Below are 17,462 nucleotides of genomic sequence, written 5' to 3' on the forward strand. Positions count from 1 at the left end.
CGTCCTAATCGTCCGTCTCCGGGTGCACCCAATCTGTCGAACCGTCCGCCCAGCGTTCTTTCTTCCAGATCGGCACGCTCTTTTTTAACGTGTCCATAATCCATTGGCACGCTTCGAACGACTCGGCGCGATGCGGACTGCTTACCGCGATGGCGACGCTGGCCTGTCCGTTTCCCACAACGCCAACGCGGTGCACGATCCCACAGAACTTTAGCGGCCAACGGCTTAGCGCATTTTCACGCAGGCTCTCCAACTCCGCCTTCGCCATCGGTTCATAGCAATCATATTCCAGGCTCAACGTCTCCTTACCATCCGTCATCCGTCGCGTCGTTCCGAGAAACAAAACAACTGCCCCCGCGTTCTCATCGCCCGCAGCCTCCATCAACGCCTGCGTTTCAATTGGCTCAGCCTGGATTCGAATCATGGAACAATTTTGGTTGAAGGAACTTCGGGCAATCGTTAGCCTGAACTGACTGAAAATAGTAACGCTCCCATCAGGAACAGGAAAGCAACATGGCTCTTACCGAATCAACAATGCTGAAGCTTGGCTCTCCCATGCCAGCCTTCGAACTGCCCAACGTACTCACCGGAGAAACGGTCACTGCGAACGACTTTGCCGGCAAGCCGCTGGTCGTCATGTTCATCTGCAACCATTGCCCCTACGTCATTCATCTCTCGGAATCGCTCGCCGAAGTAACGAGGGGATACATGGAATCTGGGGTCGGCGTGATCGCGATTTCAAGCAACGACGTCGCAGAGTATCCCGCCGACTCGCCGGAGAAAATGAAAGAAGAGCTGAAACTGCGAGGCTATTCATTTCCCTATTTATATGACCAGACTCAGAAGGTCGCTCATGACTTTACAGCAGCCTGCACCCCAGACTTCTTCCTATTCGATGCGGACCACAAACTGGTGTATCGAGGACGATACGACGAAACGCGTCCTACTCGAATTCGCTCTGGAGTTTACGAATCAGACAATGTGGCAACGGGCAAAGAATTGACCGCGGCGGTCAATGCGGTGCTGAACAGTGAAACCGTTCCCAAAACACAGCTTCCATCACTGGGCTGTAACATCAAATGGAAAGAGGGCAATGAGCCCCAGCACTAAGCTCTACGGGCAGTGTCCGAGGGTTTATTTGTGGAGATTGGTACCAATTTGGTAATTTTTTTGACCATTTATCCACGATTCTGGACCGCAAAACACGGTAAAACTGGGACGTAAAAAAGTACAAGGTGAACTTAACTTCCTGTAAAGTCAGCAACACGCGATGTTTTTCAGGTATTGATGACTTTCATGGCAACATAGCGCGATTGCGGAGCACTTTCAGCCTTATTTGTTTGAAAGAGTTGCCTAAGGGGTATGCTGCTGATAGTATTGTCAATGGAAACGGCACGAAATCATTGCCCATACCACTTTATCGGGCGCACTTTCGCTCGTGCCGAAACTAACTTTTCTCCTTTTGCAAGAGGTCTTATTGTGAAATCTTCAAAGAAGGGTTTCACCCTTGTTGAATTGCTGGTCGTTATCGCGATCATCGGCATCCTTATCGGGATGCTCCTTCCAGCTGTTCAGCAGGTCCGTGAAGCCGCCCGCCGCACCGAGTGCATGAACAACATGCGTCAAATCGGTCTGGCGTCACTTAACTTCGAGTCAGCTCACATGCACTTCCCGACTGCGGGTACGTGCACCAACGCTTGGGCATCAACAGCCACCAATAATTGGGGCGGCCCAAACCGTGCTCACAGTGGTCGCGAAAACTGGAGCCATTTTTGGCAAATCCTGCCGTTCATCGAGCAGAACAACATGATCCAGCACCGTACTAACTTCAACTGGGGTGGTAACGGCATCGACGTTCGTAACCTCAAGGGTGTTGGAATGTCAATTCCTTTCTACGCTTGCCCGTCTCGTGGCGAACGTAGCAACATCTCACTTGCGGAAGCTCTTGAAACCATCGTTTGTGATTACGCTGGTTACAACGGCTCGCCTGACTACTACGACGAAATCGGCGATCCAATTGGTAACGTACTCGACGACTTCGATACGTTCCATTGGGATCCAAACGTTGCTTCACCTGATGGAGAGCGTACCAAGATCAATGTTGGTATCATCGGAAAAGGTGGCCACGGTGGCGACTGGAACTCAGATGCTGCAACTATGTTCACCAAGTGGAACGAGATCTCGTTCGGTGCAGTTACCGACGGTTCTTCGAACACAATCATGTACGGTGAAAAGTCAGCTTCGTCGAAGAACTACACAACAGTCAACCAAGGTGAGCTTTGGCGTCTGAACCAGGAACACCAAGGCTTCTGGGTTGCGTCTAATACACCGACCATGAGAACGTTCACCCGTGCTGGTATCGTTCCAGACGGTTCAATGAACTACGAAGGTTTCTTCCTTCGCTCTCTAGACGGCTACCGTGATGACCGTTCATTCGGTTCACCTCACCCTGGTACATGTAACTTTGTACTTGGCGATGGTTCTACTCACGCGATTTCAAACGATGCTGACTGGATCATTCTGAACCAGTTCGGTATGCGTGCCGACGGATCAGTAATCAATCCTAAAGACTTGTAGGATTGAGATTACATTTACGAGTTATTAAGCCCTGCTCATTCTCTTGAGCAGGGCATTTTCAGTCAGGAGTTTTCAATGCTAGTGAAAAAGGTCCCGTTTTTGATCCTCTTACTTTGCGTCTGTGTTTCAGGATGCGGGGATTCAGTTGATAGTCAAATCAGTAACGCGACGAAGCACAACATCCGGAAAGTAGCCATCATGTATATGGTTTACTCCTCCGCCAACAAGTTCGTGGGGCCCAAGGACGAAGCTGAGTTCAAAGCGTGGATTCAGGGCGATCCATCCCGCAAGGAACGACTGGAAAGATTTGGAATCAATACTGATGAATTCGATTCTTACATGGTAAGCGATCGAACAGGGGATAAGTTCGAAATACGATGGGGTGTTAAATCAGCACCAATGGCTCCGGCCTACCCGGTTGCTTTCGAGCCGAACGCGGTCGATGGAGTTCGACATGTCGGCATGGCGGGCGGTGAAACGCGCGAAGTGTCGGACGATGATGAGTACAACGATCTCTGGGAAGGTAAAGTTACACCTGATGATTCAGAGGGTGCCGAGCGTGGCAACAGCTAATTGGTCGCCTGGCAACAGGCCTGATGGCGTACATTGCTAGAACGGAGCGACGCGAGTTGCTCTTTGAGCCGCAACTCCTTGTTGGTTATGCCAACAAGTTTTGCGGCTTTTTACTTTTCCGAGTCCCATTTCCAGTCGCATTCTCAGTACGGTAAAATGTTCGCCTGTCAGCGCGTCGAAATCCCGCCGAACAACTGGTCAGGGTACAGACATAGAACTGAATTGCAGGACAAACATCCGTAGCGTGAAGCAAACGTCGATGCAACTCACGCGACCAGGAAATTTTTACCCTGTGAATTGTTTCGATCAGGTACACAACGTTTTATTGACGTTGGTCATGTCCACTGATTCGCGAAACTCGCATTTAGAGTCGGCGTTTAATACATTGTCGGAGGCATAATTGAAAGCCGTCGGCAACCGTTTGAGGCAGCGACCTCAACACGTCACCACCTTTATTAAGGACCATTATTGTGACCAGATACACAACAGCTTTGGTTTTTGGAATTGCCGGGATTGCATTGACGATACTGTCTGGCTGTGGCGACAAGGCTTCTCCGATCAAGAAAGTCGCCAACACATTACCAGCTTCGGACAGCGGTTACGTGAAAATCTCCGACAACCTGTTCGCACTTCCTCTCAAGAAAACTGATGCGGGAGGAGCTGGCTCAAAAAGGTTCTCGATGCTGAAAAACAGCGGCGTCGACTTCAAGAACTACATGGAGCGTGACATCACCAATATGCTTCTGGAGACAGGCTCTGGCGTCGCACTGGGAGACTACGACAATGATGGCCTGATTGATATTTATCTGACCGGTTCGGATGTCGACAACAAACTCTTCCGCAACCTCGGCAACATGAAGTTCGACGACACGACTTTCAGTGCGAAGGTGGACGGGCGAATCAAAGACAACAAGATCTGGGCATCGGGTGCTTCATTCTCGGACATCGACAACGATGGAGATCTCGACCTCTACGTATGCAACATGGCCGCACCTGATCTTCTTTACATAAATCGGGGAGACGGAACCTTTAAAGAAGAGGGCTTTACGCGAGGCGTTGCGTACAACGGAGCCAGCAAGCAAGCGAACTTTTGCGACTATGATCACGATGGCGACATGGATTTCTACCTCGTCACCTACCAGGACATTGTCGAGATTCCGCATCAACTGATCCGGGAAAACGAAGACGGCGAAATCGAAGTCGTCCCTGGCAAAGAAGAATACGTCACGATCATCGATGGACACGTCGACTACTGGCCCGGCGAACAGGATTTGCTGTACCGCAACGATGGCAGCGGTAACTTCGAAGAGGTCGCCCGCGACTCAGGGATTGCCGGCTACGACTGCGGGTTGGCCAGTGTCTGGTTCGACTATGACAATGACGGCTGGCAAGATATTTATGTCACGAGCGACTTCAAACAGCCCGACCATTTGTATCGCAACAACCATGACGGTACGTTCACCGATGTGCTCCCCGAAACGGTCCGCCGCACGCCGTGGTATTCGATGGGTGTCGACGCCGGTGACCTGAACAACGACGGACAGTTGGACTTCCTGGTTGCCGACATGGCTGACCAGACGCACTACGGTCAGAAGATCAATATGGGAGACATGTCGGACTCAGGATGGTTCCTTACTTACGGGAAACCGAGGCAGTTCATGGTGAATTGCCTGTTCGTCAACGCGGGAGACAAGGAGTACTTTGAGCTTGCTCGACAAACGGGTCTGGCCAAAACAGACTGGACCTGGAGTGTTCGATTTGCGGATTTGGACCTCGATGGCAATCAGGACGTTTTCATCACCAATGGACATGCTCGCGACAACATGAACAGCGACATCGTCAACCGACTGAACGAATTGAAAGCGAAAAAAGGTGGCGAGCCGCTGACGTTTGAGGAACGAGACAAATTTGGGATCCAGATTCCAGTGCGAGAGGAAACCAACCTGGCTTATGCGAACCGGGGGAACCTTGAGTTCGAAGCGGTCGGGGAAGACTGGGGCCTGGACTATCACGGCGTGAGTCATTCGGCCGGGTTTGCAGACCTTGATTTGGATGGCGATCTGGATTGCGTTATCAACAACTACTACACGCCTTCGCTGGTCTATGAAAACAAGACCGCGGATGGTGGCCGTTTGCTGGTCGAGCTTCGCAGTGGGCTGAATAACTTTTACGGCGTCGGTAGCAAAATCGAAATTTGGCAAGCCGACAATTACCAGCGTCGTGACCTGACGCCGGGCCGCGGCTACCTGACATCCGATCCGATGATGGTTCACTTCGGCGTCGACGAGTCGCAAAAGATTGATCGTTTGAAAGTCACGTGGCCTGGTTCACGGGTGCAAGAGTTCACCGACCTTGACCCGAACTTTTTGTACCGAGTCATCGATTCTCCAGACAACAAACCTGAGTCACCACCGGTTGCGGCAGACACCATGTTCGCGGACGGAACGGAAGCGGCGGGGTTGGACTTTGTCTATAAGGAGTCCGAATTTGACGACTTCGAGCGAGAACCTTTGCTGCCGTTTCAGCTTTCGAGACTTGGCGCCAGTGTGTCCTGCGGTGATGTCGATGGCGACGGTGTCACAGACATCTTCTGCGGTAGTGCGGCAGGTCAACCGGCTGCTCTGTTCATGAACCGAAACGGAAAATTTGAAAAGGTCGCTGGCCCATGGGAATCGAAAGCCGTCTGTGAAGACATGGCTTGCCTGTTCTTTGACGCTGACGGAGACGGCGACACGGATCTTTACGTGACCAGCGGCAGCAACGAATTCGATTTGGAGTCAGAGAACTATCGCGACAGCCTTTACCGGAATAATGGAGACGGCAGCTTTGAGGACGTCACGGAAAGTTCGCTGCCAGACTTGAGAGACAGCTCCATGAGCGTCGCGGCGGGCGACTTTGATCGCGATGGAGACCTGGACCTGTTCGTTGGATCGCGTAGCGTTCCCGGGCAATACCCAGTGATGCCTGAGAGTCATTTGCTGATCAATGAAGGCGGCAAGTTCTCTGTCTCATCGCCCGAGATTGGCGACTTCACAAATGTGGGCTTGGTAAATTCGGCGATCTGGTCTGACTTCAATGACGACGGTTGGTTGGACCTTATCGTTGCCAGAGAGTGGGGCCCCGTCTCCATCTATCAGAACAACGAAGGCACGTTCTCCAACGAAACCGAAAACCTTGGCCTGGGCGGTCAGTCTGGCTGGTGGCATGGAATCGTCGCTGCGGATTTGGATGCTGACGGCGACATGGATTACGTCGTCACCAACCAGGGATTGAACACGAAGTATCACGCCACGGCGGAACATCCTCACCGGCTTTACTTTGAAGATTTTGACAATAATGGCACTCTCGATTTAGTTGAGTCCGAGTACGAAGGCGACATCGAGTATCCGGTGCGAGGCCGCAGCTGCAGCTCTCGCTGCATGCCATTCATCGCCGAAAAGTTTCCGAAATTCCATGACTTCTCTTTGGCAACTTTGGATGACATCTACGAAACTGATTCGCAGGCCCGTCAACACGTCGAGCTGAACTACCTTGAGTCAGTGATCTTGTGGAACGATGGTGGCAATGGCTTCGAATCCGAAGCACTTCCTTCGATCGGGCAGATCAGCCCGTCGTTTGGAGTCGTCGTCAAGGACTTCGACGGCGATGGAATTCTCGACATCGTCCTGGCCAACAACTTTTTTGGATCTCAGCCAGAGACTGGATTCATGGACGGCGGTCTGGGTTTGATGCTGAAGGGAACCGGGACTCGCGATTTCGATCCGCAGTGGCCACGCGACAGCGGCATCGTTGTCACGGGCGACGCGAATGGCCTGGTGACTGCCGACTGGGATTCCGATGGCGATGAGGACCTACTGGTTGCAGTTAACGGTGACCAGTTCAAAGTCTTCACCAATCAAAGCGATTTCGATGCGACCAAGTTGAGCATCGAAGGTCCGTCAGGAAATGCAGAAGGAATCGGAAGCACGATCAAACTGCACTTCAAGGAAGGCGGACAAGTTCAGTCTCATGAGATTTCGGCTGGCGGCGGGTATCTTTCGCAGTCAGCGAATTCGATTCGGGTTCCTTCGAAGCAGCTTGAACGGATCGAGAAAATTTCGGTCCGCTGGCCTGACGGAACGTCGACAGAGAAACTGATCAACTCGGAAGGGCCTGAGTCGACTGAGATTAAGTTCAGCTACCAGAGCCAGAGCGACGACAAATAGGCTTATGACATTTGGCGTCATCAATGTGTTCAAGCCAGGTGGATCGACGTCGCGCGACATTGTGAATCAGGTTCAGCGAGCATGTCCGGGAAAACTGAAAGCCGGGCATGCCGGAACACTTGATCCTTTGGCAACCGGCGTACTGGTCGTTGCCGTTGGTCCGGCGACGAAGCTGATTCAATACGTTCAGCATTTGCGAAAGACCTACGTCGGTCGATTTCGTCTGGGCTTACGTAGTGACACCGAAGACATCACCGGCGAAGTTGTTGCAGTTCCGGATGATCCGCTGATTTCAGAATCTGAACTGCAGACCGCATTGCATTCATTCGTTGGAATGATTCAGCAGACCCCGCCGCAGTTCTCGGCGGTCAAAGTTGACGGACAGCGTGCGTACAAGGCGGCCAGACGCGGCGAAACGCTGGACATCAAAGCCCGACCGGTCGAAGTTTATTCGATTCGTTTGCTTGAGTTCAATTACCCGGATTTCGAAATCGAGATTGTGTGCGGGAAAGGCACGTACGTCAGGACTCTTGGCAGAGACATCGCAAAATCCCTTAAGTCGGACACCGTGATGACGACGCTGACCCGAACGGCGATTGGAGACTTCAGAATCGAAGACGCTCATCGCCTGAGCGACGTTCCGCAATGCTCATTCGAATCGATGGTCGACGACCCGCTGTCCATGGTTGGAAGTTTGCCAACCGTTCGATTGGATTCTGTGGAACTTGAAAGACTGCGACACGGCAAACGCCTGAGTTCCGCAAAGTGGCAGCTTCCGGACTCAATTACCGAAACTGCTGCAACGAATCATGATGGCCAACTCTTGGCAGTGCTCGGACGCAAATCAGAATCGGAATTTGGCAGTAAGATCAACTTTGTGCCTCAGCTCTACTGAACAATGTAGATGCGTAGCGTCCGTAGATGCGGAACTTATTCGAGCTTCGGAAACGTTTTCAGTATCGAGATCAACCGCTCGTTGGACATATCGGAGTCGTCAACTTCGTATTTCAGGACGCGTAAGTTCTGCATTCCCGCGAGCTGCTCCAGTTGCGAAACGGATACCTTGCCATCATTGAAATAAATCTCTTCGACATTTGGCAAATCGCGAATCGAAGCAAACGCTTCCAGCGAAAGCCAGCTCGGATCTTCGAACGTCAAATACTTTATCCTCGTGTTGCCCGCGAACGCCTTGATCCCCGATCCATTCATCGTCGAATCCGCCGAGACGCACAAATTGACCAGGTTTCTCATTTCGCTCGCGGACTCAAACGCGGCGTCCGTCAAACGCGGCAGATCCGTCGCGATCAGTTTCTCAACAGATGAATCCTTCAGTTTCTCGATCGCAACATCTTCCAGCCAAAGGTTACCTCCGATGTTCAGCACCTTGAGCTTTTTCAACTGGCAAAGCAATTCCAGTCCCTCGTTCCGAATCCGAGTCTCTGCGATGTAAAGTTCTTCCAGCTGTTCAAATTTTGCCAGAACCTCAAAGTCTGGCGAATCAATTTTGCGACATTCGTTGAGGCTGAGCTTCTTACAGCCTTGAGACTTTGACAGCGCATCGATCCCGCGACCGGAAACTCGCTTACATCCCGGCAGCCAGATCATTTCAAGGGAATCGATGCCAGCGAGCAACTGCAGGTGCTGGTCGTTGATCGAAGTCTCCGGACAACTCAGCGTTTTGAGCTTTTGGAGCGACGCCAGGCATTCGAAACCTTTCCCCAGCACCGCGTGATTTCGATACATGCGGAGATGCTCGAGTGACGTGAATCGCTTGAGCTCTGACAGTCCGAGGTCGTCGATCTTCAAAGCATCCGACAGGTTGAGCTCGACCAGTTCTTCCGGGAACTGAAATTCCGCGAAGGTCTCACCTGTAATCATTTCGCAATCTTCGAGGATCAGTTTTTTCAGATTCGGCAGCGATCCCAACTCGCTCAGCCCCTCATCAGTGATGGCAGTGTTGGTAAGATCCACGGACTCCAACGACTTAATTCTGCCAAGGTCCCTGGCGGCTGAATCATTGATCGAGGAGGAGTTGAATAATTTGACTGACTTCAGATTTCGACACTCGACCAGAGGAGCAAACGACATAGCTTCGTCCGGCACCACCACCAGGTTTTCCAGCCTGCGAATCCTGACGACCTCGTGCAAACTGGTGATCTCGCTGCATTCGTGAATCTCAACGGTTTCGAGGACGGGAGCTTCTGCCAGCATCTCCAACGTTGAACTTGTGGCGTAACGGGAATTCTTGAGCCCAAACTTTTTCAGATTCATGAGCTTGCGGATTCCCCCCATATTTCCGTCCTCGAAGTAGTATCGTGAATCGATCGTGACGGACTCAAGCATGGGAAACACCTCCAGCTGTCCCATCAGGAAACCGGCTGGAAAGTCCTCGATAATCAACTCGGTGACAAATCCTTCGTCGCTGTAGATCAGCTCGTTGCCACGTTCCTTTTTCAGCTGCTCCGCGGCTTTCCAGGCAATGTTGGAAAGCTGCCCAGTTGCGTCAGCGTGGGGCATCAGCACCAGAAACAAGGCGAATACGGCAGAAACGAAGTAGTTGCGAGAGATAGTCATTCCAGATACTGTTGGCGAATTCGGCGACCGGTTCGTTGTTGCGTTGTCGGTAAGGTCGAACCTCGGTGCATCGTCCAAGTTGAAACCTGGCGTTAGCAGGTCGATTTGACCAGAAATTCGCAAGGTGCAACTGGGGTCGCCCCAAATGTCGGTTCTCGACGCGGCACTAGAGTATAATGAAACTTTGATTCAAACTCACCCGGAGTCTTCTGTCGCGTGTTTTTTCGAGACCTACTTGTTGCTTGTGTCGCTGCTGGTTTAGGCTTGTCCATGATACAAGTGGCATTGATCAATCGAGGTTGGTGGTTTGACAGCTTTTTGATTCGACAGATCGAATCAACTCGCGGTCGACAGGCAGCCAGAAAAGCATTGGGCTTTGGCGGTGCCGCAATGATTTTGATTGGGGCATGGACCATGTTTGGCCCATGGTTGAAATCTGGAAACGGCGAATCCTCCGTCCCATATCCGCCAACGACTGAGCTGCAGAATCAGCAGCTTGCCAGTTAGTACATTACGCGTGGAAAGTTTTGGTATCCATGCGTAGAATTAGCTTACAAGGTTCACACGTTTTACTTTTCATAGACATTTTCGCTTCAATGGTGCATTGATGGCCGTACTGTCATCCTCCGACGATTCGGTAATCAAAAAGAACTATCGACTTTCGACCGATCCGGTCATCATCGGACGGCATCCGGAATGTTCGATTCAGATCGATGATGGTTCCGTCAGTCGTCACCACGCAAAAGTGGTCAGCGTCGAAGGCGCATGGTTTCTCGAAGACCTCGATAGTCGCAACGGGACCTTTCTTAACGGTCAGGCGATCCAGAAACAGACTCGTCTGTTCGACGGTGCGATCATCAAAATCTGTGACATCGCGTTCAATTTTCACGCTGGAGACGGTGCCACGCGTGGCGATCGTCCAACCCTTGAAGAGCGGGACTACAGCAAAGGACTGTTGCCCCGCCGCAGTTCCGTGGTGCTGTCGGATGATTCCGAATCGCATGTTATGTCACAGCTCGATCCGCCGTCTCATCAGATGATTCAGACGTCGAAGGTCAGCGCGGAAGACAAACTTAATGCGATAACCAAAATCACGCACGCACTCAGTGAAGCCCTTGGTCGCGACGAGATGTTGACGCAGATTCTCGATTTCCTGTTTGATCTGTTCAGCGAAGCCGATCGTGGCTTCATTATGCTCAAGGATGCCAACGGTGTGCTTAAGCCGCTGGGATTCAAGACGCGCTATGCCCAGGATGACGAAGAGATTCGCATCAGCCGCACGATTTGCCAGAAAGTAATGGATTCGAAACAGCCCATTCTTTCACGGGACGCGGGCAAAGACGACCGCTTTGACACCAGCCAGAGCGTGTTCGATTTCCGCATTCGCTCGATTATGTGCGCTCCGCTGCTCAACAGCAAAGACGAATCGATCGGCGTCGTGCAACTTGATTCGCTTCGTCGATCTATCGTGTTCAAGGAAGAAGACGTCGAAACTCTGGTCACGATCACGATGCAGGCTTCGCTCGCGATTCAGAAAGCCGACTTGTTCGAGCAGGCCCAGCAAAACCGCGAACTTCAGGCGGACTTGGAACTTGCTCACGAATTGCAGCAGCGATTTTTGCCGCAGCGACCACCCGAATTCCAAAACTATGAGTTCTTCTCATGGTATCGCCCGATGCAGCAGGTGGGTGGCGACTATTTCGATTACGTCCCGTTGGACAAAGATCGTTTGGGCATTGTCGTTGCCGATGTTGTTGGTCATGGTATTGCCGCGGCGATGCTAATGGCGAAAGTTTCGGCAGAGGCACGTTTCGCACTGGCGACGTCCAGTACGCCAGAAGCAGCCGTTTGCATGATGAACAAAAGCCTGTCCAACATGAACCTCGACCGCTTCGTCACGTTGGCCGTTTGTTTGTTGGATCAGCGAAATGATTCTCTGACGATCGTCAACGCGGGCCATATGCCGCCAATCATTCGCCGTCAGGACGGCACAGTTGAAACGGTGGCAACGAAAGAATCCGGTGTGCCGATCGGAATCCTTGAGGACTACCAGTACGAAAGTTTCACGACGTCGCTGCATGATGGCGATGTCGCGATTCTGTATACAGACGGTATCAACGAAGCGATGAACGAATCGGATGAGCAACTTACGTCCGAAGCAATCGTCGAAGAGCTGAAGCATTGCCCGATCAAGACGCCGGTTGGCATCGGCGAAAACCTGTGCACACTGGTCAATCAGCACATGGGATTCCGGCAGCCGATAGACGACATCTGCATGGTGTGTGTCGGGAAAAACCCTTCCTGATTGCGGCGCACTCGCCAGATCGCGACCCGGGATTCCGTTGAGCCAAGCTAACCAGATCGAAAACGGTTGATCGCTTTCACGGTTTTGGCTATGGCTCTGCCGGCTTTGAATTCGACTACTTCGAACCGTAGATACGCTCCGAGACGTTCCGCAGCAATTCCAGCACAGGTTTTTCGTCACCCGTTTCAGTAACCAGTCCGCCACCCGGAAAGCGTTCGTCGTCGGAATCTTTCCATTGACGCCAGATGAAACCATGGACTCCGGGCCGGGCGATCATCATCGGCAAAAGCGTCTCCAGAATCGAAAGCCGTTGTTCGTCTGTCAATTCGCTGCGGACTTCATTGATCAATTGCCCCGAACGCGGAATCGCTGGCTTGGCCATCGTCGGCATGCGGAAGCAAAAGATCAGAGGCAATCCCAATTGCGACCAGATGTCGATCATATCAATCCATTGCAACGGATCTCGAACGACGCTGCCGCACGGCCAGTAGTCCAGATTCACGTCCAGACCGATGAAGTTGATCGGAACGCCTTGTCGTAAAAGCGAATCCGCAATCTGCAGCGGATGGGCTCCTCCGACCGCCGTCGCCAATCGCTCTGCCCACGGATAGTCAAAACTGACCATCATCGGCACATCGATCTGGCTCTCATCGATCAGGTTCAGCATGTCGCTGGTAATTTGGGTTTGCTGCGGATAACTAAGATGTCGATGGCCCATTCCATTTAGCCCGCTAACGACGTGCAGTAACGAACTGGATGGGTTGAGCTGCCGAATGGTCTTGCGGCAGCGGTTGAGAATATAGTCCCGCCTCGCGAAAAAATCGTCCAACGCAACGATTTCCTCCTGCATACCGCCGGGGCTGGCGTCGAGAAATGGCCCGACGATCGTGCGTTTGTTTCCGGCTTCGGCTGCCGCATCCGCAAGCTCTGGTGCTGCCTGCACCAACTGAAACGGCTCTGCCTCACAATGTTCTGGTTTGACTTCATCGGCCCCGACCGCGTTGGCGAACCAAAATCGTGGCATGTCCGGCTGGGACGTTCGGTACTTCGAAACTTCTGCCCCAAACTGCTCGCTGACCTTCAGATTTGCAGACATCGCAATATGCAACGCGTCTCTGGAACCCTGATCCGATGCTGCCGGATCGGTTTGCATAATCGCCTGGCTGAGCAATCGAGTCGCCTGCCCGACCTGATCGTGGACTTCCTCGGCGATCTCAAGTCCGCCTTCCTGCCAAATCGAAATCTGGTTCCTCAACCGGTTCAGCGTCCCCCTCGCGAGCTCAATCAGCAACTGGTAGGGCGTCTGAGATTCAGGGAGCGTTCCAGTCCCGATGGTGAATTCGCCAAAATCTTCAAACGGAAATGCAAGGAACACTTTTCCCGATTCATCGCGATTCCTCGCAATGGTCAAAATGCCCTCGTCGGAGGAGACACGGCACGGCGACGGAACTCCATCGAGACCGATCACGTGGATCGATTTGGCCTGGCTGTTGGTTGGCTCCCAGTTGGAAGGAAGCCTGAATCTGAATTCGCCCATTTGAGTCAGCCGGCTGGCATGGCCAGTGATATCGAAACACATGTTGATTGAAAACGCAAATTCTACCACACCCGGTTTTGATTTGCAGGCGATGGCATTATCGTAGACAAACAACATTTTGAGGATTTACGGCAGAATCAAATGACGCTAGTTCGGCAAGGCAAAGTCAGAGACGTTTACGACATCGGCGATCACTTTCTAATGGTCGCCAGTGACCGAATCAGCGCTTTCGACTGGGTGTTCCCCACCGCAATTCCGGACAAGGGCAGGGTACTGACTCAAATCAGTAAATTCTGGTTTGAAAAACTGGGTGTCGAAAATCATTTGCTGAGTGACGACCTTTCGAGCATCGAAATTCCTGACGGACTCAACGCCGACGATCTGGCCGGTCGCTCGATGATCGTTAAAAAATGCAAAGTCGTCCCCGTCGAATGCGTCGTCCGCGGATACCTTGTCGGCTCGGGATGGAAAGACTATCAGGAATCGGGAGAAGTCTGCGGCATCAAACTGCCCGAGGGGCTGCCCAATTGTGCTGCGTTTCCCGATCCCATTTTCACACCGGCTACCAAGGCCGAAGCTGGACATGACGAGAACATTTCCTTCGAAACGATGGCCGAGAGCGTTGGCGCTGAGGTCGCCGATGAGCTTCGTACGAAAAGCATCATGGTTTACAACAAAGGCCTGGAGCACGCGAAAAGCTGTGGCATCATCCTGGCTGATACAAAACTCGAATGGGGATGGCACGACGGCAAGTTAATCTTGATCGATGAAGTTCTGACGCCTGATAGTTCGCGATTCTGGCCGGCGGATCAGTACCAAGCCGGCCGCAACCAGCCATCTTTCGACAAGCAGTTTGTTCGTGAGTATCTGGAAACCACGACTTGGGACAAAAACAGTTCTCCGCCGGAACTGCCTCAGCAGATCGTCGACAAAACGCGAGCGAAATACGTCGACGCCTACGAGCGGTTGACCGGAAGCAAGTTCCCCTGGTCTTAGCGGACTCAACGCGGATCGCGGCCTGCCCACTTCGCCTACCATCCGCATTTCGCCCATTCCTCGCACCTGTTTCGACTGCAATTGACTTTGCCTGAATTCGTCCCTAGTGTCCGCCAACTTAGTTGCGGCACCAAGGATTTTTCAAAAGCAAAGTGCAAACATCTGAACATCCAACTCGACCTGACGACGAAGATCCGCGCGAAGAATCGAACGATTCGCCGTTGGGCGTTTCTGTCATTGTCTTCGAAGACGCAGAGCACCACGGCAAATTGATTGCCGACATGCGTGCCTCGTTCCAGCGCCGCGGTACTCCGATCGAGTTCATCATCGTGTCGGCTGAGGGTCCGCGCCTAGCGCCGTTGTCTGGAACCCAGCACGCGGAATCCGTACAGAGCTTCGACGCCGCGATCAGGTTGGCTCGCCACGAAAACATTGCTGTCGCCGATGCCGTGTATGATTTTGACGCGGCTCACTGGCAAATCGTCGATCCGGCCAATCGTCATGATGCTTTTCGGTCCTGGAGCTACTCACCGTCCAGGGCTCCGGGCTCGCGAAAACTTCTGGTTTGGATCTACTGTATGGTTGTGCGGCTTCTGTTCGGAGTATCCAAAAATCCAATCGCACCAGGGATCGTCACATTTCGAAAGTCACAGCTGACTGGAATCGATACCAGCCGACTGGAACTCAATACGACGGACTCTGTCACACAACTGCTGGCGGTCGCGAAATCGAAAGGCCGTCGCGTTGAAGAACACCGCTGCAACTTTCGTCAACCGGATCTTGAGTGGCATAAAAAGAACTCGATCGGGCCGCACTTTCCAAAATCAAAATCGATCAAGCGATCTATTAAACGCAACCTTCAGTTCTGGTTTAGTGAGCTTGCGTTTCCCGCGCGGCTGAATGAAACCAACCATGTTTCGTCTCCACGGAACCTTGCTATTGCGACGGCGATGCTGTTGATTGTGGCGGGCACGATGCTGTTTGCGAACAGCAGCTATCCACTGTTCGAACCTGACGAAACGCGCAATGCTCAATTGGCGATCAACATTGCCGAAACTGGCAACTGGGGATCGTTGTCTCTCGCGGATGAACCTTACTGGGACAAACCGCCGTTGCTGGCGTGGCTAACTGCGATCAGCTACGAGTGTTTTGGCATCAGCGAATGGGCGACGCGGCTTCCGTCCATCATCTCGAGTTTGTGCTTGCTAGGGCTGATGATGCTCGCCGGTACGAAACTGATTGGACTTCGGGCAACCACGTTTGGAGCCGCATCGCTTCTGCTGGCTTGGGGTTTCTCGTTCCAGACTCGCTACGCCACGATGGACGCGCTACTGATGCTGTTCACGACAGCCACGATTCTGGGGATTGCCGTCGGTGTAATGCAGGACGGTTCGCGAAAGTTTCGAAAAGGCTGGCTAATTGTGTCCGGCATTTCACTGGGACTGGGACTGCTGACCAAAGGACCAATTTGTCTGGTGCTGACCGTGCCGCCGATCGTCGCCTGGATGGTTTTAAATCGAGACATCTCGCGCGACGCGAAACGCGCGACAATGAAGCTGGTTGCCATTCCAGCGATACTGGTCGCCGCGCCGTGGTTTGTGCTGACGACGTTGACGAACCCGGAATTCGCGTGGTACTTCCTGTGGAAGCATCATGTGTTGCGATTTTCTGACGCCTTCAACCATCAGGAACCGTTTTGGTACTACTTGCCAATCTTATGGCTGTTCATGTTTCCTGCTTCGATTCTGTTGCCAAGAGTCATCTATGTCGCAGTGGCTCGCAAGCAAAAGTATCGCCGATTTCAAACACCGACGCACGGGTTGTTGCTGATGTCGACGTTGTGGATCGTCGGATTCTTCTCGATGTCGCAGTGCAAACTTCCTGCCTACATATTGCCTGCGTTTCCGCTGATCGCTTTGCTGACCGGAGTGATCGCAAATTTCGAGATCGGTAGATCCACCGGAATCCGAACGCGCTTCGATCGTCTACCGAGGCGCATCGCGATCGGTGTGTGCGTGCTGACGTGGGTCGTGTCCGGAATTTCCATTCTGCAGTTCGGAAGCGTCGACTTTGGAAGCCTAACCTTGTTCGCGCTAGCAAACTTGGCCAGCGTCGTTCTGCTGGTTACTTTTCCGTTGAAGCGATCTTCGCCCAAAACGGCATCGTGGTTGGCGACTCTGGCGATTGGAATGATCTTTGTATTTCTGGGCGTGAACAAGCTTGTGCCATCTATCGCGTTGGATCGCTCCATCCTGCTTTCGATCGCACAGCAGCAAACAGCAGATCAGCCTCAAACCGTTGTGTATTTCGGCCGCGACGCATTTGGAGCTGGATTGTATTTGCCTGAGAGCAGTGTGGTGCAGATCGATGAAGATTCGCCTGAACAGGTTGGCCAAATCCTGGCCCAAAGCGGGGCCGCAACGATCGTGGCTTCGGACTCGAACATTTCAATGCTTAAGGCAACGTTCGGCGACGCGATCTCAATCAGCCAACCGATCGGTCGGCACACTTTCCGTGTTTCAGCTTCTCCGGAACGTATCGCAACCGGCACTCGTCCGACGACGACGCATAAGTAATCCGGTAGTCCGTCGTGATACGGGATCAGATTTCGGGTTTGCATCAGCGATCCAGGCGACAGGTCTTTGCATCGAAGATGGATTGAACGCGATCAATCTCTGGCCATTCGGGCATGATT

At 52.5% G+C, this 17,462-nt stretch carries 12 protein-coding genes; 9 read left to right on the forward strand and 3 right to left on the reverse strand.

Annotated features, from left to right (window positions below):
- Nucleotides 1-4: 4 nt before the first annotated feature.
- Complete coding sequence (locus MFFC18_RS14720) at nt 5-424, reverse strand: molybdenum cofactor biosynthesis protein MoaE (RefSeq protein ID WP_075083329.1); 420 nt, start codon at nt 422-424, stop codon at nt 5-7.
- 89 nt (nt 425-513) lie between these two features.
- Between MFFC18_RS14720 and MFFC18_RS14725 the strand changes: the two genes are divergently transcribed.
- The 5 genes from MFFC18_RS14725 to truB all read left to right on the forward strand — a co-directional run bounded on the left by MFFC18_RS14725 (nt 514) and on the right by truB (nt 8,250).
- On the forward strand, nt 514-1,110 hold the full coding sequence (locus MFFC18_RS14725; protein ID WP_075083330.1) for a thioredoxin family protein: 597 nt from the start codon (nt 514-516) through the stop codon (nt 1,108-1,110).
- 273 nt (nt 1,111-1,383) lie between these two features.
- The gene (locus tag MFFC18_RS14730) at nt 1,384-2,577 is read left to right on the forward strand and encodes a DUF1559 domain-containing protein (protein WP_075083331.1); all 1,194 of its coding nucleotides are present in this window, start codon (nt 1,384-1,386) and stop codon (nt 2,575-2,577) included.
- A 75-nt stretch (nt 2,578-2,652) separates the two neighbouring features.
- The gene (locus tag MFFC18_RS14735) at nt 2,653-3,150 is read left to right on the forward strand and encodes a hypothetical protein (protein ID WP_075083332.1); all 498 of its coding nucleotides are present in this window, start codon (nt 2,653-2,655) and stop codon (nt 3,148-3,150) included.
- A 470-nt stretch (nt 3,151-3,620) separates the two neighbouring features.
- A complete protein-coding gene (locus MFFC18_RS14740; protein WP_148618889.1) occupies nt 3,621-7,355 on the forward strand; it encodes an FG-GAP-like repeat-containing protein in 3,735 nt (1,244 codons plus the stop codon).
- Nucleotides 7,356-7,359: 4 nt separating this feature from the next.
- Nucleotides 7,360-8,250, forward strand: coding sequence for a tRNA pseudouridine(55) synthase TruB (truB, locus tag MFFC18_RS14745; RefSeq protein WP_075083334.1), 891 nt, complete (start codon nt 7,360-7,362; stop codon nt 8,248-8,250).
- 35 nt (nt 8,251-8,285) lie between these two features.
- Here the strand turns inward: truB and MFFC18_RS14750 are convergent, their stop codons facing one another.
- Nucleotides 8,286-9,929, reverse strand: coding sequence for a leucine-rich repeat domain-containing protein (locus MFFC18_RS14750; RefSeq protein ID WP_148618890.1), 1,644 nt, complete (start codon nt 9,927-9,929; stop codon nt 8,286-8,288).
- Between the two features lie 270 nt (nt 9,930-10,199).
- On the opposite strand from MFFC18_RS14750, the gene MFFC18_RS14755 reads away from it, so the two are divergent.
- Nucleotides 10,200-10,436, forward strand: a complete 237-nt coding sequence (locus tag MFFC18_RS14755; RefSeq protein WP_075083336.1) for a hypothetical protein — start codon at nt 10,200-10,202, stop codon at nt 10,434-10,436.
- A gap of 100 nt (nt 10,437-10,536) precedes the next feature.
- On the forward strand, nt 10,537-12,234 hold the full coding sequence (locus tag MFFC18_RS14760; protein WP_075083337.1) for a SpoIIE family protein phosphatase: 1,698 nt from the start codon (nt 10,537-10,539) through the stop codon (nt 12,232-12,234).
- Between the two features lie 115 nt (nt 12,235-12,349).
- Here the strand turns inward: MFFC18_RS14760 and MFFC18_RS14765 are convergent, their stop codons facing one another.
- Nucleotides 12,350-13,771 carry a hypothetical protein gene (locus MFFC18_RS14765; protein ID WP_148618891.1) on the reverse strand — a complete coding sequence of 474 codons (1,422 nt, stop codon included), beginning with the start codon at nt 13,769-13,771 and terminating at the stop codon, nt 12,350-12,352.
- Between the two features lie 99 nt (nt 13,772-13,870).
- On the opposite strand from MFFC18_RS14765, the gene MFFC18_RS14770 reads away from it, so the two are divergent.
- On the forward strand, nt 13,871-14,767 hold the full coding sequence (locus MFFC18_RS14770; RefSeq protein ID WP_261340520.1) for a phosphoribosylaminoimidazolesuccinocarboxamide synthase: 897 nt from the start codon (nt 13,871-13,873) through the stop codon (nt 14,765-14,767).
- A 152-nt stretch (nt 14,768-14,919) separates the two neighbouring features.
- The gene (locus MFFC18_RS14775) at nt 14,920-17,343 is read left to right on the forward strand and encodes an ArnT family glycosyltransferase (RefSeq protein ID WP_148618892.1); all 2,424 of its coding nucleotides are present in this window, start codon (nt 14,920-14,922) and stop codon (nt 17,341-17,343) included.
- Nucleotides 17,344-17,462: the final 119 nt, after the last annotated feature.

Origin of the sequence: Mariniblastus fucicola (assembly GCF_008087665.1) — a bacterium.
Taxonomy (GTDB): domain Bacteria; phylum Planctomycetota; class Planctomycetia; order Pirellulales; family Pirellulaceae; genus Mariniblastus; species Mariniblastus fucicola.

What these genes read in the sequence shown, in the direction of transcription:
- MFFC18_RS14720 (WP_075083329.1), bottom strand. Translation starts at nt 424, where the DNA reads ATGATTCGAATCCAGGCTGAGCCAATTGAAACGCAGGCGTTGATGGAG.
- MFFC18_RS14725 (WP_075083330.1), top strand. Translation starts at nt 514, where the DNA reads ATGGCTCTTACCGAATCAACAATGCTGAAGCTTGGCTCTCCCATGCCA.
- MFFC18_RS14730 (WP_075083331.1), top strand. Translation starts at nt 1,384, where the DNA reads ATGGAAACGGCACGAAATCATTGCCCATACCACTTTATCGGGCGCACT.
- MFFC18_RS14735 (WP_075083332.1), top strand. Translation starts at nt 2,653, where the DNA reads ATGCTAGTGAAAAAGGTCCCGTTTTTGATCCTCTTACTTTGCGTCTGT.
- truB (WP_075083334.1), top strand. Translation starts at nt 7,360, where the DNA reads ATGACATTTGGCGTCATCAATGTGTTCAAGCCAGGTGGATCGACGTCG.
- MFFC18_RS14750 (WP_148618890.1), bottom strand. Translation starts at nt 9,929, where the DNA reads ATGACTATCTCTCGCAACTACTTCGTTTCTGCCGTATTCGCCTTGTTT.
- MFFC18_RS14755 (WP_075083336.1), top strand. Translation starts at nt 10,200, where the DNA reads ATGATACAAGTGGCATTGATCAATCGAGGTTGGTGGTTTGACAGCTTT.
- MFFC18_RS14760 (WP_075083337.1), top strand. Translation starts at nt 10,537, where the DNA reads ATGGCCGTACTGTCATCCTCCGACGATTCGGTAATCAAAAAGAACTAT.
- MFFC18_RS14765 (WP_148618891.1), bottom strand. Translation starts at nt 13,771, where the DNA reads ATGGGCGAATTCAGATTCAGGCTTCCTTCCAACTGGGAGCCAACCAAC.